The sequence below is a fragment of the Cytobacillus sp. OWB-43 genome, assembly GCF_034651445.1.
Taxonomy (GTDB): domain Bacteria; phylum Bacillota; class Bacilli; order Bacillales; family Cytobacillaceae; genus Cytobacillus; species Cytobacillus kochii.
Genome location: NZ_JAYEFF010000003.1, coordinates 203,313 through 222,317, shown reverse-complemented (window position 1 = coordinate 222,317; position 19,005 = coordinate 203,313). Strand labels below are relative to the sequence as shown.

The following is a 19,005-nucleotide window of genomic DNA, read 5'->3' as shown; positions in this document are numbered from 1 at the left end:
CTCCTACTTATAGAATATGAGAAAGGGAATAAGCGGTTACGAATTTGGTGATTTTCAGGCGAATGACCTGTACAAGCCGACCTGAAATACATATGCATAATAATAAGTGAGACAAATATCAGATTGGAGGTTATTTTTAAATGGATAGTAGAAAACACATCACTTGGTCTCAATCACAAGTCTCAAAAGAAAATCGGCAAAAATTACACAATCATAAAAGTTGTATGGTTTGGTTAACTGGATTATCAGGTTCTGGTAAATCAACCATAGCAAATATTGTACAAACTAAATTATACGAATTAAATATGAGTACTTATCTATTAGATGGTGATAACTTACGGCACGGTATCAATAAAAACTTAGGATTTAGTAGTGAAGATAGAAAAGAGAATATTCGACGCACAGCTGAAATAGGCAAATTATTTGTAGATGCAGGTATTGTTGTTTTGGCAGCACTAATTTCCCCGTTCGAGGAAGATCGAAAGCTAGCCCGCTTTCTTTTTACCGAAGATGAGTTTATTGAAATATATGTGGAATGTTCTTTAGAAGAATGTGAATTACGAGATCCTAAAGGACTTTACAAGAAAGCCCGTTTAGGAGAAATCAAAAATTTTACTGGCATTGATCAAATATATGAACCTCCGCAGTCTCCAGACCTTGTTATTTCGACTAACTCAAAATCACCTGAAGAGTGTGCAAATGAACTTGTAAACTACTTAATTGAGCGACTTAAGTGAAGGAGGAATAATAGAAATGACAAACTCTATTCCACATGGTGGACATTTAATAAATAGAAAAAACATAAATGCAAACACGAGCCATATCACTAAGCATATCAATCTCGATGGTACCTCTTTATCTGACCTTGAACTAATTAGTAATGGTGCTTATAGCCCTTTAGAAGGTTTTCTATGTTCAGCTGACTATTATTCTGTCCTTCATGAAATGAGACTAGCCAATCACCTTATCTGGAGCATTCCAATTACATTACCTCTATCAAAAAAAGAAGCCGAGTTGTTAAAAATCAATGATAAAGCGAATTTAGTCTATGATGGTTGTGTTTATGGATATATTGAAATTAACGATATTTTTCTGCCAGATAAACAAAAAGAAGCCAGTATAATTTATCAAACACTCGACCGCAATCACCCAGGTGTCGACAAACTTTTTAATCGTGGTGAAGTTTATGTGGGTGGCAACGTCACATTGACAAAAGAAATCAAAAAACCATCTTTTCTTCAAGGGTTTCAATTAGAACCAGCAGAAGTAAGAAAATATATTGCTACCCAAGGATGGGAGACGGTTGTGGGATTTCAAACAAGAAACCCCGTTCATCGCGCACATGAATATATTCAAAAATTAGCATTAGAATTAGTCGATGGCTTACTGCTTCATCCCCTTGTTGGCGAAACAAAAAAAGATGATATTCCAGCAGAAATAAGAATGAAAAGCTATCAAGTTTTACTAGCACATTATTATCCGCAAGAAAGAGTTTTATTGTCATCTTATCCACAGGCAATGAGGTACGCGGGCCCAAGAGAAGCACTTCATCACGCGATTGCACGAAAAAATTATGGATGTACACATTTTATTGTTGGCAGAGACCATGCTGGTGTTGGTGATTATTATGGCACATATGATGCCCAGAAGATATTTTCAACATTCCCTAAGGAAGAACTAGGAATAACCATATTACCTTTTGAACACACCTTTTATTGCATTAAATGTGATGGCATGGCCTCACATAAAACATGTCCTCATGATACTTCTTTACACCTTCATCTTTCAGGAACAAAGGTAAGAGAAATGTTAAAACAAGGAACTACTCTCCCGAAGCAATTTAGTAGGCCAGAGGTTATTGAAATAATTATGGATGCTATGAAAAAGAAGGATTAAAGAATGTTTTGGGTTTTTCCATTCCTCATGGAGATAACTTCGTCTCAAAATTCTGTAGACCCTTTCATACATGCATTTGCTATTGGTACCTTGTCCTTATAAGCCAGGAATTAAAATCTCAACCAGCTCTAAATAGTTATCATGTATATAGTATTTATCTAAGGGTTCCTGGCTGATTTCAAACAATTAGTACCATCGCCTTTGAGCAAATACCTCCTTCATCTTTACCTATGCTGCCATTAATCAATCCGCTTATCTGGAGGATTTGTTCTTAGCTTATTGGACATCCTCTTAATAAACTCCCTTATAATTCTTGAAAGCCCATTATTCTTATGATAAATATAACCAAATGCATACGTATTATTAAGCGGGGGAGCGAAATCGACAATAACAAACTCACTACTTTTTGATAAACCGACATCTGTCTTAAAAGCATAATCAAATCCAATGTTGATTGCTGTATTGTTCTCTAGTGAATTCTTAATCGTATCAATATTATTTGTTATAAGACGAATATCTAAAGCGGGTAAATTAAACCTTTTCATAAAATCAGATATATAAATATCATCATACAAGATGATTGGTTGTCCTTTAAGCATTTCTTCAGTAATTTGGCTGTATTTTGTTAGTTGAGAATTCTTATTTATTGCAGCTACCATATGTCCATCCAATAACTTATTAAAGATCAACGTACGATATTTATGTTCTTCCTTCTCGTTATAAGTAATAAGGCCAACATCAACCTCACCATCTTGAACTTTTTTAATAATTGCTTCTGTACTATTCTCATAAACAGCCGTTTTAATATCCGGATAATCCATTTTTAGTTTTGAAATAACTTCCACCAAAATGCCCATGGGGCCAGGGTAAGTAGCAACTCTTATTTCCCCACTCATTGTATTTGTATAAGCTTCTGCTTCATCAATAAAATCTTGGTATGCTAATAGGACATACTTTGCTTTTCCGATAAGTTTATGCCCTTCCTCAGTAGGTACAGATCCCCTTCGTGAACGATGAAACAAAGTAATATTTAATTCACTTTCTAAACTTTTAATCGATTGACTTAATGCAGGTAAAGTCAAATGTAATTCATCTGCTGCTTGTTTTAAAGAACCTGTTCTAGCTATCACAACAATATATTTCAATTGTTCAATATTCATAAGAAGCATCCTCTTTAGTTAAGTTTTGATTAACCTTAGTTAATAATAACTAAATTTATCATAAGGTAAATTAGTTGTATACTTTTAATCGTAACAAATTATACAAAATATTTAGGGGATGTAATGATATGAAAGCATTAAGATGGCATAACCAAAAAGACATTCGTCTAGAAGATATTGACGAACCTATCGTTCAATCAGGGCAAGTAAAAATAAAAGTCAAATGGTGCGGTATTTGCGGAAGCGATTTACATGAATATCTAGGCGGACCTATTTTTATACCTGTTGATAAGCCACATCCATTAACAAATGAAACAGCTCCGATTACACTAGGACATGAATTCTCTGGAGAGATTGTCGAAATTGGCGACAGTGTAAGTAAGCTCAAAGTTGGTGACCGAGTAGTAGTAGAACCAATTTTTGCGACACACGGACACCAAGGTGCTTATAACTTAGACGAACAAATGGGATTTTTAGGCCTAGCAGGAGGTGGCGGTGGTTTTAGTGAATACGTAGCCGTTGATGAAGAGCTACTTTTTAAACTGCCAGATGATCTCTCTTTTGAACAAGGAGCCCTTGTCGAACCTGCTGCAGTAGCTCTCTATGCAGTACGATCTAGTAAAGTGAAAGCTGGAGATAAGGTAGCTGTATTTGGCTGCGGCCCAATCGGTTTACTTGTAATAGAAGCTTTAAAAGCCGCTGGCGCAACAGATATTTATGCTGTTGAACTTTCACCTGAACGACAGGCAAAAGCAAGAGAATTAGGGGCAACTATAATAAACCCAGCCGAAGTAGATGACACTGTTGCGGAAATTGCTAGATTAACTAATGGTGGTGTGAATGTCTCTTTTGAAGTTACTGGCGTACCAGTTGTACTTAAACAAGCAATTCAATCTACTGGAATTGGTGGGGAAACAATTATCGTAAGCATTTGGGAAAAAGGGGCAGAGATCCTTCCAAATGATATTGTAATGAAAGAACGGACTGTTAAAGGAATCATCGGATATCGTGATGTTTTCCCTGCCGTATTATCACTTATGCAAAAAGGCTACTTCCGAGCCAGCCAACTCGTTACGAAGAAGATTACCTTAGACGAGGTAATTGAAGAAGGTTTTGAAACATTGGTTAAAGAAAAAGCACAGGTCAAAATTTTAGTAAAATCTGAACAATCATGACATTACCACCCTAGCCAGCTATTTTAGCTGGCTACTTTTATATGAATTTAGATTCATTTCTCTTTAGCAAAATCCTCTATATCATTTCCCCATAAATGAGGTATTCCATTTGAGAAACACCTCATCTCATACACTTTCCATGCACTCTTGTACAAAAAAATCATATGTTAAATTAGATTACTTTTAAAGGGGAAGGACTATGAGGAAACTAATTATTTTTGCCTTTATTGGTTTTTTTGCACAGTTAATAGATGGCTCCCTTGGCATGGCGTATGGCGTAACTTCATCAACTCTTTTACTTACTTTTGGAATCGCTCCTGCTGTCGCCTCAGCATCTGTCCATTTAGCCGAAGTTGTAACGACTGCTGCCTCAGGTGCATCACACATAAAGTTTGGCAATGTTGACAAACAAGCGGTTTTTCGTTTAATTATTCCGGGATCAATTGGTGCATTTATAGGGGCTTGCTTCTTAAGTCAACTACCTGGTGATGTGGTTAAACCTTATATTGCTGGATTTCTACTTCTTTTAGGTTTATTTGTTTTTTTTCGGTTTCTTTTCCAATACGAAGTAAAAAGACAAAAACAAACTTTACATTTATCGCGAAAGCAAGCAATTCCACTTGGACTTATTGCCGGCTTTGCAGATGCAACAGGTGGTGGTGGATGGGGACCAATTGCCACACCTGTTTTACTATCCAAAAAAGGGATATCTGCTAGAAAAGTAATTGGCACAGTGGATACTAGTGAATTCGCCATTGCACTGTCTGCTAGCGTTGGTTTTTTCATTGCTTTAGGCTGGGAGGAACTGAATTGGACTTGGGTCATTGCTTTAATGATCGGTGGCATTATTGCTGCTCCTATTGCAGCTTGGTTAGTTAAAGTGTTGCCACCATATCTATTAGGAGTACTCGTTGGTGGATTTATTGTCCTTACTAACGCCAGGACGATCTTATTGACCTTCCAAACGCCTGATATATGGATTTATCTAATCTATGTCGTTATTTTCTTACTTTGGATTAGTGGTATTATTTTTGTCATCAGCAAGAATAAAAGAAATAAGAACTAGTCTCCATTACAAAAAAAGTCATCTTCTCTCGTTTTGGAAGATGACTTTTAAAATGGAAAAGAATGTGAGCGATAGTTAATTCCAAGTTCATTGAACCACTGATTGATTCCAGTCCAAAGATGCTCACAAGCTTCATATACAATTTCACTAATGTCCCAATCTCTTTGAAGAATAAGTTTCACTAATTGTTCATAGCCATGAGGTTTGGTGGCAATTCCTAATGATTCTTCAAGCATCCTTGTTTTTGAACGAAAATAATAACGATTAGCTAAGCCAATTAACTTAGCACCTTGTTCACAAAACTCCACTGCATTTAACAACAATGATGTTTCATCCTGAAGGAGCCTTAAGTTTCTTATTTTAGCCATCTTCACGTACAACTCTTCAATCATACACTTTTTCATTACATCTTTTATCTCGTAGCTAGATATTTGCAGGGGGATGCTTTTCATTTTTGAGAAAAACATAATCGGATCATAGATAGGCATCGTATGTATGAAACGTGCAACGTTTAATGACCAATCTGAATTTATTTCTTTCGCAGACGTTATATATTGCTGTTTTTGCAGCGACTCAATGGTTACCTTAAACGGCGGATAAATAAACTGAAAATCATCGATTCGTTGTCCATCAAAAACAATCACTTGAAAATTTATATCTGAATAAGGACCATCCTCATCAAGGGCAAATGAGCCATAGACACCGATAGCCATGATTTTCTCATCATATACTTTTAATAAACGTTCCTTCACAATATCGATGAATCTGTCTTTTTCAATTCGAGATGTTGGTTGTGGAAGTAAAAACATGATATCACTGCTTTCGTTGACTGAAGATTTCCTTTAGAAAATGATAATAGGATAGGCATTCACAATATAGGATGATATTAACCGGTATACTTCTCTTCTATTATCGGTTAAATTTGAAAATAAGTCATCATTTTTGCAGAAAACTTACTTTGTCAGTTTGGCTCTTTTTACTCTATGGCTCTATGAAGGTATATATTGATAGTGAAGTAAAAATACAACTTCCATAAAAACTTTGCACGGTAAAAAATTCAAAATATTTTGATTTATTTTGAAGAACGAGTTATAATAAACAATGTATCATTAAATTATTATAAGGAGGATTATTAAAAATGGGTCATTCATATGTCAGACTTCGTATCTCAACTTTGAACTCATAAATTTAATACGTTCAAAGGCTCTGTTTTGTGTATACAGAGTAAACGGGATTAGTCTGCCCTTTTTAAATAATCTTCATTTCCTACAAAAAATATGTAATGTGAAGAAAGGCTGAGTTATGCTTTTCTTTTTTTACGTATGATTACCTTTCTTTTTTAGCAAAAAGTAGGTTTATTTGGTTGCGACTATCTAGGATTTCCCCTTATCTTATGAAGATAGGCTTTCTTCCCTCTACTCTGAATCACAGGCAGATCCCTTTGATTTATTAATTTTCGAAGGGAAGAGATAGTATGACGAGGAAGAGTAAGAAGACCCATAAATACTGTGAAAAAAAATTAAAAAGTATGAAGTTCCCCAATTTTTCTGGCCAGCATCTGATGAGTAATAAGAAATTACTTAATGAAATTATTGAACGAGCAAATATAAATAGTAGTGATATAGTTTTAGAATTAGGAGCTGGGAAAGGAGCTTTAACCTCATTATTAGCGAACAGTGCAGGAAAGGTCCTTGCAGTAGAATATGATTTGAAGTATGTCGAAATTCTAAAGAAAAAAACGGCACAGAATATTAACACGCAAATTATCCATAAGGACATTATGAAGGTTTTTTTACCCAATGAGCATTTTGTCGTTGTCTCGAATATACCCTACTCCATTACAACTCCGATCATGAAGATGCTTTTAAATAATCCATCAAGTGGATTTCAAAAAGGGGTCATTGTAATGGAGAAAGGGGCTGCAAAACGCTTTACCTCAAAGTCAGTCAAAGATTCTTATGTGTTAGCTTGGAGAATGTGGTTTGATATACACTATATCAAAGACATCTCAAGAAATAATTTTTCTCCCCCACCCAAAGTAGATTCTGCAATGGTTCTAATAACTAGAAGGAAAGAACCCATTGTCCAGAAAAAATATTATTTAGCTTTCCTTGGACTGGCACAATATGCCCTAAAGCAATCTAATGCCCCTTTAGATATTGCTTTGCGAGGAATATTTACACTTCCACAGTTAAAACATATAAAAAAAAGCTTAGGTATTTCAAATGGAACACCCATTGGTTCTTTAACAAATACGCAATGGGGGATTGTGTTCAATACGATGATTAATTATGTTCAACGACCTTTATGGCCAAAAGTTAAAAAGAAGTAACTGGCTGAGGAAGAAACGAGTTATCTCTCTAATTCAAAGAAATGATTGAAAATTGAAATGTAATTATTGTACACCTATGTCAATAATTAGACCCATAAACCTGATGTTCTTCGTTTTAGTTATTTTGTACTCTAAGGAATGTCTAACTTTTGTAGACATTCCTTAGATCAATCTAATAATATTTTCCCCTTCTAAAACAAACCCGCCCCCTGCTTAAGTACGAAGTTTCACAATGTGTTCATGTAATGTTTAAATTAAAGAGTTTCTTATGAGTCGCTTAGTACAATTTTTTTAGCAGATTGGTTTTTATTGAGGGATGGCTTTAGCTCAGCAATTAAGATTGCAATCATAATTAATACCGCACCCGTAACGGGTTTCAATAGAGAATTGTGCATTCCGCACATCCTATAATGTGTAAACCCGACTAGCAGACCAAAAAACTACTACAGTAGCTAGTGACTGCAGCATTCACATTAAATTTAAGCGATAAAACGAATCATGGCAATCTCGTCACAAGCATCATTTTTAGGGCATGACATACAATCTACCCAAACCTTCTCTGGTAGTGAATGGCGAGACACTACAGTAAAATCACATTTAGCAAAGAATTCTTGCTCATAGGTTAATGAGATAAGCCTTTGTATCCCTAATTTCACAGCTTCTTCTGCCACTTTATTGACTAGCAGACGGCCGATTCCATTACCCGCATATTGATCATCTACAACAAGGGAGCGAATTTCAGCTAGATCTTCTCCCAATACATGTAAACCGGCAACGCCGACAATCTTCCCCTCTTCTTTCATTACATATAAACACTGTAAATGTTGATAGAGTGATAGATATGACCTTGGCAGGACAATGCCCTTATCAGCGTATACTTTGATTAATTGATGAATTTGTTTCACATCCGTACTAACTGCATTTAAAATTTCCATTGCCGTGAACCCCTTTTATGTGTAATATAATAAAAATACATCATAACGGATTTTTATTCAATATAATAATATGAAAAAAGGGAAAATTCAAATAAAAAATACAGATAGCTAAAAAGCTATCTGCAACTTTGTATTATTATTTTTCAACTATGCGCTTCATTGCATGAATTTGACCTAGATGATTTGCTTCATGGTAAGCAGACAACATTGCTAGTTGGCCTACAGTTTTTTGCCCTAATATTGCCTCAGGTAATTCTTGATTGAATACATCATTGGGGATTTTATTTATTCGAACGATTTGATCTTGTAGTTGATCAATTAAAAAATTTACAGACGGGACTTCTCCTGTCCAATCACTCGGCTTTGTGCCGTAACCAAATAACTGCAAATAATTCTCAGAAAGATGATCTGTGTTGTTTGGATAATTCATTATGAATTGCTCAGTCACTGTTAGAACATGTCCAATATGCCAATGGATTGTGTTATTGAAGCCTTCAGGTTGAACATCTAATAAATCTTGCGGGATGTTTTTTACTTCTCTTAATAGATTGTTTCTTGTTAATTCTAGTTGATACTTGATTGCTTCACTCATTTGTTAAACACTCCTTAAAATAAAATTTAACAGCTGCCATCTGTGCAAGCATCGCCTTGTTTAATTACATTCAATGGTTGGCTTTGCTTTTCCTCTTCGATTACTTTTGTTAATACTTCAGAAAAAACATTTGAAGGTTGAGCCCCTGAAACGGCATACTTGCGATTAAAGACAAAGAATGGAACACCTTGCACACCTAACTGCACACCCTCTTGCATATCTGCCTCTACTTCTTTTTTATATTGATCAGAAGCTAGAACAGATGTTACCTCTTCTTTATCTAATCCTACAGCTGCTGCGATATCAACTAATGATTCTATTTCCCCTACATGTTTTCCTTCGACAAAATAACTTTTAAGTAATTGCTCTTTCATTTCGCTCATCTTACCTTTTTCTTTTGCTAGGTGGATTAGGCGATGAGCATCTAAGGTATTTGTCATTTTAGCATCGTTTAGATGATAATCTAAGCCTACCTCATTCGCTTGTACCGTTACTTGTTTTTGCATTTGTTCAACTTGCTCAACAGACTGGCCGTATTTCTTTGCCAGCATTTGATTCATCGTTTCTGTAGTATTTTGTGGAGCATTTGGATCCAATTGAAAGCTTTTATACACCACTTCTACCTCATCTTTTTGATTGAAGCCATCAAGTGCATGTTCAAACTTTCTTTTGCCAATATAACAGAAAGGGCAAGCAATATCTGACCAAATTTCTACTTTCATTCTATTCCCTACTTTCTATAAACCTTTTAGTATTTGTTTAGTGACTGATACTGCATCCATTACACGATCACTATTTGTTTTCGTACTGCTCATTACATTTATACCTTGAATGATCACCATAAGAAACCGCGCCAACAACAAGCTGTCTGTATGCGAAGTTATTGATTGATCTTTCTTTCCTCTATCAATAGCACTAATAAATACTTCTTCTATTTCTTGAAATTGCTCATTAATGAGCTGACTAAACGCTTGATCATGTGGACCCATTTCAATCGCTTCATTGCTTGTCATGCAACCACATGGTAAACCATCCTCTGCATGAACAATTTTTAATAAGAAGGTTTCTATTGCCTCATAACCATTATCGCCATTTTGTATGATGTCCTGAAGTTGTTTGAGCTGTTCCTCATGATACATACGAAAGGCGGCTATAAATAAGTCATATTTATTACCGTACGCTTGATAAATACTACTTTTACTTAAACCGGTGACTTCTTGTAGATCAGAGAGAGATGTTGCATGATATCCTTTTTTCCAAAACAAGATCATGACAGCTTTTAATTTTAATTGCGGATTAAAATTTAATGGACGAGCCAAAATGTCCTCCCTCCTTAATAAATGTAGTATACCAATTAAGTACCGATTAGTCCAAAACTAAAGTTACGACATATATATAAACAGATCCTTTTCTATGCAGGTCTGTATAGAAAAAATTCCTTATAGCAAAAGGTTAATATTAAATGACCCGCATTGAAAATATAATTACAATTTTAGGAGAAGACGCCATACTTCCAAAAAATTGCGGCATGCTATAACAAATAATTGTTGATTGAAACCATTATATTATACATATAAAAGGTAAGATAAATAGATAACTAAAGATACAGTTAAACTGCTTAATAATGTAGAATAGAGCACAATTTGAGCAGTCAACTGAGGTTCCACGTTATATTCAAGAGCAATTGTAGCTGTATTTCTTGAAGTAGGAAAAGCACTGGCAATAAATAATGATTGTGCTAAAATCCCTTCAATTCCAAGAAGTGTAATAATAAGAAATGAAAGAGCTGGTCCTAATAATAAACGTCCAATTAAGCTCCACGTAATCACACGATGAAACATTTTTAATTGTATTTGTGATAACTGTGCACCTAACAATAATAAAGCTAAACCAATAAAACCAGCTGCCAATTGATCTAAAGGAATCTCTATAAAAGTGGGAAGAGGGATGTTGAATAATAAGAAGAGATATCCTAATAGAAGGGCATGAATCACAGGCAATTTTACGAGCGACAATAGAAGTGAACCTATCGATCGGCTAGTTGAAAGAAGATTATACATACCATATGTAAAGGTTAAAATATTTTGCACTACAATTATAATAATTTGTACGGAAACACCTAGTGGATTAACAGTAAAAACAAGTTGACTCACAGGCAAACCATAATTATTAGAATTCATCAAGGAAATACTATTTTTTAACGTGGCTGCCTCTCCCTTATTTAAAGATAAACACTTCGCCATGATTTGCCCGATAATCATTAAAGCCACCGTAAAAATAAACAAATAGCTCAACAGTTGGCCTAATAAACTCGCATCAAAAGATGAGCGATAAATATGTAAAAAGATAGCTGCTGGCATAAAACAATTGGTTACTAACGTAGATAGTTGCTTCAATTGAAAAGAAAACTTTCTTTGCAAGAAAGCACCTAATGCCAATAAAAGAAGAATAGGGAAAATAATTTGCAAGAATATCTCAATAAAAAATGTCATATAGAAAAACACCTTTCCATTATAAACCTTCTATTCTTAGCTTAAGCAACACTAGGCCATAAGTAAATTCAATATTTATTATGTTTTTCAATAATTTTTTCTAATGTTCTGTTTGCATTTCTCAATAAATTGTTTGACAAGGATGGATTGTTCCTCGTTTTTACGTGTACAAATGGCAATTCTATGTTGTACAGAAACGCCCTCTACATAAACCCTTGCTAGTTGCCCATTTTTGATATGGTCTTTGACAACGAGTGAGGAAATAAAATTTGCTCCATATCCGGATATGACCGTAGAAATTGTTTCACTTAGTCCATCAAATTGCAGGGCAACCTTCGGCGGATTTAATTGGTTAGCATAACAAAGCGAGACCAAATGCTCACGCATGGAACTGCCTTCTTCTCGCATAATGAATGGCTCTTTGACCATTTCTTCAAGTTTAATCGCTTGATTGGCTAATCGATGATTTGCCCCTACAACAAACCATAGTTCATCTTCTAATAATTCGTACCAATCAACATTCTCCGGGCGTTCACCAATTCCACCATATATAGCAATATCTGCTTTATAATGTTGAAGTTGATCAAAAGCATCTTTCGTATTACTTGTAGAAATGACCAAATTGACCTTTTCATGTTCACGCTTAAAACTGGCTGCTAACTTAGGTAATAATAAGTTTGCAGGTAAATAGGTGGTAGCAATCCTTATCGTTCCTTCCTCACCATTACGGTAATCATCTATAAATGCTTCAATTTGCTTTTCTAAAGAAAACAAATGCTCTGCTTTACCAGCCAAAGCTATACCAAATTCAGTAAGAACGGCTTTTCTACCATTTTGTTGAAATAAAGGCACACCAATTTCATGTTCGAATTTCTTAATTTGGCTAGAAACAGCCGGTTGGCTAATATTTAATTGCTCAGCCGCTTTAGTGAAACTGCCGATTTTTGCCACTTGATAAAATAATCTTAATCCATGTGTGTTCATTCAATCACCCTTTATTATAATTATTATTTATAAAACTATAAAAATAATATATTTTTTTTATTATAAATCATAACATATACTTAAAATAAAGAAACATACATTTTTCATAAAAGGGGAGATAATGATGGAAGATAAAATTGTGTGGTCTGATGTGGATGATTACTTAATCGACAAATTAATTACTATTGATAGTGAGCTCGAAGATATACTACGAGCAAATGAGGAAGCAGACTTACCTGCCATTGATGTATCACCAACTCAAGGAAAGCTTCTTTACTTAATCACAAAGTTACGTTCCCCTAAAAACATTCTAGAAATTGGCACCCTTGGAGGCTATAGTAGTCTTTGGTTTGCAAAAGCACTCAATAAAGGGGCTAAAATTTATACATTAGAAGCTAATTCAAAATATGCCAATGTTGCTCGTAAAAACATTGAACAGACTCCATTTTCAGATCAAGTTGAAATCATTGAGGGTAAAGCTTTAGAAACATTACCTATTCTTGATGAAAGAGAAGTGCAATTTGATTTAATATTTATCGATGCTGATAAAGAGAATAATCCAGCATACTTAAATTGGGCCTTAAAATTAGCTAATAAGGGAGCAGTAATTATTGCCGACAATATCGTTAGAAATGGAGAAATCATTGAAGAACATAGTACGGACCCTCGCATACAAGGTGTACGCTCCTTCTTCGACCTTCTTGAAAATCATCCCCAAGTAGAATCTACAGCTATACAAACAGTTGGTCAAAAAGGTTACGACGGATTTGTATTAGCCATTGTTAAATAGAAAAAAACTGAGTGATGATTATCACTCAGTTTTTTTATTAGTACAGGTATTGTCGGGATTCCTTTTATAGCTTTCTAACTTTTACTTCTGTCACACTATGGCCTTCGCCTTTTTCAATAATTAAATCAGCACGGTTCTTCGTGGGTAATATATTCTTCTTTAAATTTGTATGATTCGTTTCCTTCCAAATTCGGTCAGCAATTGCTAAAGCTTCCCCTTCACTCATTTTGGCAAACTTATTAAAATAAGATTTCGGATTTTTAAAAGCCGTACTCCTAAGTAGTTGGAATCTTTCTTTGTACCATTTCTCAACATTCGCTTCCTCAGCGTCGATATAAATAGAGAAGTCAAAGAAGTCTGAGATAAAGGGCTTATCTTTACCTCTCACATTTTTAGGTGGCTGTAAGACATTAATTCCTTCAACAATGACAATATCAGGCTCCGTAAGCGTTTGCATCTCATCACGAACAATATTATACGTTAAATGTGAATAGACAGGTGCCTGCACAACTGATTGACCCGATTTTAATTCAGAAAGAAACTTGAAGAGCTTACTAATATCATAACTTTCTGGGAAGCCTTTCTTCTTCATAAGTCCCTTTGATTCTAATATTTCATTTGGGTAGAGAAATCCATCCGTTGTTACTAGGTCTACCTTAGGCTGTTCAGGCCACTCCGAAATCAAATATTGAATCATTCTAGCCGTTGTACTTTTACCAACTGCCACACTTCCTGCAATACCAATAATATAAGGAACCTTCTTTGTTTCCATCTGTAAGAAATGATTGCTATCTTTATGCATGTTTTTTGCATTTAAATAGTACAAATTCAAAAGTTGGGAAATAGGCTGATATACTTCTGTTACTTCTGACAATGATAATCGGTCATTTACCCCTTGTAATGACTGCAAATCCAAATCCTCTAAAGGAATGGTTGATCTCCTACTGAGTGCTGACCATTCACTTCGATTAAAAGTTAAATAGGGTGAGTAATCCTTTGTTAATTGTTTATTCAACTTTTTGTCCTCACTAACCTTAACATTTTCAATTCTTGAGTTTATTTTAACATATCATACAGTTTTTTCAGCTTTTTTATTTTTCCAAATGGAAAAAATCGATTTTTCAAGCGTTTATCTATTATCCCGTACTACAACGTCACTATGCTTCTTACTTTACTCCGAATATAAGATTTTAATCATATCGTCATTACTTTCCCCATTCTTTCACTCCACATTCCAATTACCATATCTAACCTTAATTTTCGTCTTTTTCTTACATGTCTTATATGGTTTCACCCCTCATTCTCATTGTTGTTAGGTGTTCACTATATATCATCGAAAAAAAAGCACTGCGACATGCAGTACCTTTTTCAATATAATTGTTAATTATTCTTTAATCTTATCCCTACTAAATGGCCACCTCTTTCCAGTGGGCCGTTTCGCATAATCAAGTAGGATAAAGCCATACCGCATAAACCAGCGAATCCTAATATGTGAATGAATGTAAGTAAATGATTAATAAATAAGTCAATTATTTTACCCATTCCTTCATTTGTAAACCAAACAACCAATATGCCACCGAAAATCGTTATCCCAATTAATAGCCTAATTGTACCTAAATAAAACCATAGACTATTGACTAATAATAAGACACCAAATAAAAACACACACAGCACAACATCAGCCCACCAATAAAGAACTGGATTATCACTTTGAAATAATAAGCCAACATGTTGCAATTGAACTGGATTAACATTGTTCTCTGATAAATATAAATTTAACTGATACATCACATTAAGAAAAGCCGTATTAATACAGATAAATAAAACTGTATTAATTATTGTACTTAAAAGATACTGCCGCCTTGTTCCTCCTAGTGAAAGAACATACTTATATGTTTTATTATAGAGTAAAAACGGATAAATGAGAAAAAATCCATATATAGGTCCAAAAATCGCACCAGTGAAATTCTCACCAATTAAATAGCCACTAATAGAAAATAGAATAAGTATGCTCACAGTAATAGAGAGAATAATAATTGTCTGTTTCTTCAAATCTTCGAACATTAATTTAAACGGTCCATTAAATGTAGAGAACATGTTAATCTCTCCCTTCCTGCGTCATTGTTTTTTGCACCAGATAGTCTTGCAACGAAACATTTTCTAGACGAACCTTATTTGCATTCGCGATTGTGTGCCATTCATCTGTTATTACATCATCAATCATTACTTGCATTTGGTTACGTAACTTTTTCTGTTGAAGTATTTGGTGGTGACTCTGCACTAGCTTTTGCACTTCTTCTACAGGCCCAGTTAACATGAGCCCCCTTCGCTTTAACTCTTCCGTATCGGTATAACTAGCTAATGTTTTGTTATGAATAACAGCTATTTTCTCACATAGTGGTTCAATTTCCTCTATATGATGAGAGGAAAGTATAAACAAACGTGGATGGTCTTCATATGTCTCTAACAATACATCATAGAATTGTTTTCTTCTAAATGCGTCTAACCCATTTGTCGGTTCATCCATAATTGTTACTGGCGCCTTACTAGCCAAGCCAATGACGATTTTTATCATTGTTTGCATCCCTTTAGAAAATTTCCTTATCAGCTTCTTCTTAGGTAATTCAAATAATTCCACCAGCTCTTCAGCATATTGCTGATCCCAATTTGGATTGAAATACGCTCCAAACATTAATGCATCTTTCACATTCCAAAACTCAGAAAACGGATGATTTTCCTGCATATAAGCAATATACTTCATCCCTTCTGAATGATTGTAGGGCGAGATTCCATGAATATCAATGACGCCATTTTTGGGTTTCTCCAAACCTGCCAACAGCTTCATTAATGTCGTTTTACCTGCGCCATTCCGACCCCAAAGTCCCATAATAATGGGCTCTTCTTCTACTAAGTTTACATTCTTTAAAGCAAGTGTGGATCCGTAGTTAAAATCGATCCCTTGAATCTTAATCATTATTCCCCCCCCTTATAAGTCGAAGAATTTCTTCTTCTTTTAAATGGATGCGCTTCGCTTCATCTAACATAGGTAGCACATATTGTTTATAGAAATCTGCTTGCCTTTCTTTTAATAACAACGCCTTCGCTCCTTTCGCTACAAACATACCAACACCTCGCTGTTTAAATACCAGCTCCTTATCTACAAGAAGCCCTAAACCTTTTTGTGCTGTTGCTCGATTGATTTGATAAAACTGAGAAAGCTCTGTCGTCGAAGGTACTTGATCTCCCTCTTTTAAGTGACCATCAACAATATCATCTGCTATCGTTTCCGCCAATTGTTGAAATATTGGCTTAGAATCATCAAAGACTGATTTCACTTTTAACCCCTTCCTACCTAGTTGATAGGTTGATTACTCGTGTAACCAACTATACATCATTTTATGTACCTTGTAAAGTCAACGTGAATACTATTTGTAATAACCTTTTGATCACTATCAAGAAAATATAAGAAAAATAAAAAAGAACTGCCATTAATGACAGTTCTCAAAAAAATTTACCAAGGTCTTTTAGGACCCCAACCGCCTGTTTGACAAGGGTTGTAAGGCTGACCACACATGATATGTTGTTCTTTACACTCATTTACAACGGATTCAGTGTGTGGGAAGTAATGTTTGTGCGTAATACAGTGTTTATTAACATTTGTAGTATGACTAGGGTGTACATGATTGATATTTGTGTTTGAATAATTCGGCTTTACATATTGCTGAGTTGGAGAAACTTGAGTTGGACCTTGTTGTGCTGGTGAATGAGATGGGGATAAGAATTGCGGTTGACCACCCCATGGACCAGTTTGAGCACCTGCTACTTGGTGAGGCAATTGTGCACCTGTTTGCGCACCTGCCACTTGATGAGGCAATTGTGCACCCGATTGCGCACCTGCCACCTGATTTGGGTTATTCCATTGTTTATAGCTCACGCTAAGACCTCCATTCTGTTTTATTCCTTAATAAGGTATGTTGGAAGGTGATAAGTTGTCTAATACAAACACCTATATTAAGTACAGAAATTTCATTCGGTCCAATTGCTATTTAGCTGTAAACGCATAAACAGATAATGGCGTGATTTCATTCGTCACGCGAAAATCTTCTAACATGGACATTTGTGACAAGATAAGCGACCTTAGCTTTTCAGGTATTTCTCCTAATTGCTCTAACTCAGTATGCAAGTCCCTTACTAATTTAGTCACTTCCCATTTTGCATCTTGCAGCTCTGGTGAGAAAATAATATGTTCTTTCTCTATATCCCAGCCTGCCTCCCTCACCACTTTTTGTATATCAAAAGGGGTAAACAATGTACGAATATTAGCGTCACTCTCTTTTTTGAAAGACTCATATTGTGCCTGAATGAGAACTGATAATAAATGTGGATACTGTTCAACTACACTTATTCTCGTATCCCACTCAGCGAAACATAGGTTCTTTTCCCATTTTTTCACTTTTTTCATTAATGCGGCAAACTCCTCAATTGAGTTCATATACCATGCACAATGTGAAAAAACGATATGATCAAAAGATTTTTCCAAGAACTCAATTTGGTCAGATAATAAATCCATATGGAAATCGATATGAATTTGTTTGCCAATTTTTGAATTTAACAAATAAGATATGGATTCACCGAGTGTAATAGGGGTTCCATAAGTAGGAGAAGCAATATCAATACCGTGAACAAACCCTTCCTCACCGACTAAATAAGCTAGTACTGCTGTGGTGTCACCTTGGCCACTACCTATTTCTAAAACACGATCGCCTTCTTTAATGCCCCAAAATTCTGCCAATTTCAACCGATGTACTGTTTGTACCTTTTGTATTTCAAAATTTGTCGCCATACAATCTGTAATGATGTCGACACCATTCATAGGTCCACCTGCCGCTTCAAATTTTATAAGAATATTTGCTATACTTTAGATAAGTATACTTCATTAAATAAAAAGGGGGTAGAAAAATTTGCAAGCACTCGCAGTCTTTTGTGGTTCAAGCCAAGGGGCACATCCCTCTTATATGAAAGGGGCACAGGTTTTAGGAGAGCAATTAGCTAAAAGAAGCATCACACTCATATATGGCGGTTCAAGTATTGGTTTAATGGGGGCAGTAGCAGATAGTACATTAGCCAACGGCGGAAAAGTAATTGGTGTCATTCCTAAATTCCTTCAAGATAAAGAAATTGCCCATCCGAACTTAAGTGATCTAGTCATCGTTGATTCTATGCATGAAAGAAAACATAAAATGGAAGAACTTGCCGATGGATTTATTATGCTTCCAGGTGGCTGCGGAACATTAGAAGAATTTTTTGAAGTATTTACTTGGGGACAGTTAGGATTACATCAAAAACCTATTGGTATCCTCAATATTGATCACTATTTTGACCTCTTAATTTCACTGATTGCTCATATGAATGAACAACAATTTTTACAGGACAAATTTTTAAAAATGGCACTAGTTAGCGAGAGTCCTGCTGATTTAATTCAGCAATTTTATACTTATACGCCTCCTGAGGTCAAAACATTTATTAGAAAGAGCCAAACTTAAACCCTCATTTTTTTGAATAGATTTTAAAAAAAATGTGTAA

22 protein-coding genes are annotated in these 19,005 nt (G+C 35.1%); 7 read left to right on the top strand and 15 right to left on the bottom strand.

The window, feature by feature from the left end; all coding sequences use genetic code 11:
* The first annotated feature begins 140 nt into the window (after window positions 1-140).
* Together cysC and sat are read left to right on the top strand one after the other, a co-directional pair.
* Window positions 141-737 (top strand): adenylyl-sulfate kinase, encoded by a 597-nt coding sequence (gene cysC, locus U9M49_RS13790; RefSeq protein WP_322909990.1) that lies wholly within the window; start codon window positions 141-143, stop codon window positions 735-737.
* A gap of 16 nt (window positions 738-753) precedes the next feature.
* Window positions 754-1,896, top strand: coding sequence for a sulfate adenylyltransferase (sat, locus tag U9M49_RS13785; RefSeq protein ID WP_322909989.1), 1,143 nt, complete (start codon window positions 754-756; stop codon window positions 1,894-1,896).
* Window positions 1,897-2,135: 239 nt separating this feature from the next.
* Here sat and U9M49_RS13780 read toward each other — a convergent pair whose 3' ends face one another.
* Window positions 2,136-3,056 carry a LysR family transcriptional regulator gene (locus U9M49_RS13780; RefSeq protein WP_322909988.1) on the bottom strand — a complete coding sequence of 307 codons (921 nt, stop codon included), beginning with the start codon at window positions 3,054-3,056 and terminating at the stop codon, window positions 2,136-2,138.
* 128 nt (window positions 3,057-3,184) lie between these two features.
* Between U9M49_RS13780 and U9M49_RS13775 the strand changes: the two genes are divergently transcribed.
* The gene (locus U9M49_RS13775; RefSeq protein ID WP_322909987.1) at window positions 3,185-4,231 is read left to right on the top strand and encodes a 2,3-butanediol dehydrogenase; all 1,047 of its coding nucleotides are present in this window, start codon (window positions 3,185-3,187) and stop codon (window positions 4,229-4,231) included.
* Between the two features lie 199 nt (window positions 4,232-4,430).
* Entirely contained in the window at window positions 4,431-5,297 is an 867-nt protein-coding gene (locus U9M49_RS13770; RefSeq protein WP_095370240.1) for a sulfite exporter TauE/SafE family protein, read from the top strand.
* A 47-nt stretch (window positions 5,298-5,344) separates the two neighbouring features.
* On the opposite strand, the gene U9M49_RS13765 is transcribed toward U9M49_RS13770, so the two are convergent.
* Entirely contained in the window at window positions 5,345-6,106 is a 762-nt protein-coding gene (locus U9M49_RS13765) for a kanamycin nucleotidyltransferase C-terminal domain-containing protein (RefSeq protein WP_095370241.1), read from the bottom strand.
* 665 nt (window positions 6,107-6,771) lie between these two features.
* Here U9M49_RS13765 and erm point away from each other — a divergent pair.
* Window positions 6,772-7,629, top strand: a complete 858-nt coding sequence (gene erm / locus U9M49_RS13760; protein ID WP_224935020.1) for a 23S ribosomal RNA methyltransferase Erm — start codon at window positions 6,772-6,774, stop codon at window positions 7,627-7,629.
* A 266-nt stretch (window positions 7,630-7,895) separates the two neighbouring features.
* Here erm and U9M49_RS13755 read toward each other — a convergent pair whose 3' ends face one another.
* The 7 genes from U9M49_RS13755 to U9M49_RS13725 all read right to left on the bottom strand — a co-directional run bounded on the left by U9M49_RS13755 (window position 7,896) and on the right by U9M49_RS13725 (window position 12,632).
* Window positions 7,896-8,024 (bottom strand): hypothetical protein, encoded by a 129-nt coding sequence (locus tag U9M49_RS13755; protein WP_263624095.1) that lies wholly within the window; start codon window positions 8,022-8,024, stop codon window positions 7,896-7,898.
* 84 nt (window positions 8,025-8,108) lie between these two features.
* Entirely contained in the window at window positions 8,109-8,564 is a 456-nt protein-coding gene (locus tag U9M49_RS13750; protein ID WP_095370245.1) for an N-acetyltransferase, read from the bottom strand.
* Between the two features lie 136 nt (window positions 8,565-8,700).
* A complete protein-coding gene (locus U9M49_RS13745) occupies window positions 8,701-9,156 on the bottom strand; it encodes a DinB family protein (RefSeq protein ID WP_095370246.1) in 456 nt (151 codons plus the stop codon).
* A gap of 26 nt (window positions 9,157-9,182) precedes the next feature.
* A complete protein-coding gene (locus U9M49_RS13740) occupies window positions 9,183-9,878 on the bottom strand; it encodes a DsbA family oxidoreductase (RefSeq protein ID WP_322909986.1) in 696 nt (231 codons plus the stop codon).
* A 15-nt stretch (window positions 9,879-9,893) separates the two neighbouring features.
* On the bottom strand, window positions 9,894-10,475 hold the full coding sequence (locus tag U9M49_RS13735; protein WP_322909985.1) for a TetR/AcrR family transcriptional regulator: 582 nt from the start codon (window positions 10,473-10,475) through the stop codon (window positions 9,894-9,896).
* A gap of 246 nt (window positions 10,476-10,721) precedes the next feature.
* A complete protein-coding gene (locus tag U9M49_RS13730; RefSeq protein WP_322909984.1) occupies window positions 10,722-11,648 on the bottom strand; it encodes an AEC family transporter in 927 nt (308 codons plus the stop codon).
* Window positions 11,649-11,735: 87 nt separating this feature from the next.
* On the bottom strand, window positions 11,736-12,632 hold the full coding sequence (locus tag U9M49_RS13725; RefSeq protein WP_322909983.1) for a LysR family transcriptional regulator: 897 nt from the start codon (window positions 12,630-12,632) through the stop codon (window positions 11,736-11,738).
* A 124-nt stretch (window positions 12,633-12,756) separates the two neighbouring features.
* Here U9M49_RS13725 and U9M49_RS13720 point away from each other — a divergent pair, with 124 nt between their 5' ends.
* Complete coding sequence (locus tag U9M49_RS13720; protein ID WP_095370251.1) at window positions 12,757-13,422, top strand: O-methyltransferase; 666 nt, start codon at window positions 12,757-12,759, stop codon at window positions 13,420-13,422.
* 64 nt (window positions 13,423-13,486) lie between these two features.
* On the opposite strand, the gene coaA is transcribed toward U9M49_RS13720, so the two are convergent.
* From coaA to U9M49_RS13690, 6 genes are all read right to left on the bottom strand, one after another.
* Entirely contained in the window at window positions 13,487-14,437 is a 951-nt protein-coding gene (gene coaA / locus U9M49_RS13715) for a type I pantothenate kinase (RefSeq protein WP_095370252.1), read from the bottom strand.
* A 365-nt stretch (window positions 14,438-14,802) separates the two neighbouring features.
* The gene (locus U9M49_RS13710) at window positions 14,803-15,519 is read right to left on the bottom strand and encodes a hypothetical protein (RefSeq protein WP_095370253.1); all 717 of its coding nucleotides are present in this window, start codon (window positions 15,517-15,519) and stop codon (window positions 14,803-14,805) included.
* 1 nt (window position 15,520) lies between these two features.
* Complete coding sequence (locus tag U9M49_RS13705; protein WP_095370254.1) at window positions 15,521-16,396, bottom strand: ABC transporter ATP-binding protein; 876 nt, start codon at window positions 16,394-16,396, stop codon at window positions 15,521-15,523.
* A complete protein-coding gene (locus tag U9M49_RS13700) occupies window positions 16,389-16,757 on the bottom strand; it encodes a GntR family transcriptional regulator (protein ID WP_095370255.1) in 369 nt (122 codons plus the stop codon). Before U9M49_RS13700 ends, U9M49_RS13705 begins: the two co-directional genes overlap by 8 nt.
* Before the next feature lie 176 nt (window positions 16,758-16,933).
* On the bottom strand, window positions 16,934-17,356 hold the full coding sequence (locus U9M49_RS13695; protein ID WP_233435294.1) for a CotD family spore coat protein: 423 nt from the start codon (window positions 17,354-17,356) through the stop codon (window positions 16,934-16,936).
* A 108-nt stretch (window positions 17,357-17,464) separates the two neighbouring features.
* The gene (locus tag U9M49_RS13690; protein WP_322909982.1) at window positions 17,465-18,295 is read right to left on the bottom strand and encodes a class I SAM-dependent methyltransferase; all 831 of its coding nucleotides are present in this window, start codon (window positions 18,293-18,295) and stop codon (window positions 17,465-17,467) included.
* A gap of 88 nt (window positions 18,296-18,383) precedes the next feature.
* Between U9M49_RS13690 and U9M49_RS13685 the strand changes: the two genes are divergently transcribed.
* Window positions 18,384-18,965, top strand: a complete 582-nt coding sequence (locus U9M49_RS13685) for a TIGR00730 family Rossman fold protein (RefSeq protein WP_322909981.1) — start codon at window positions 18,384-18,386, stop codon at window positions 18,963-18,965.
* Window positions 18,966-19,005: the final 40 nt, after the last annotated feature.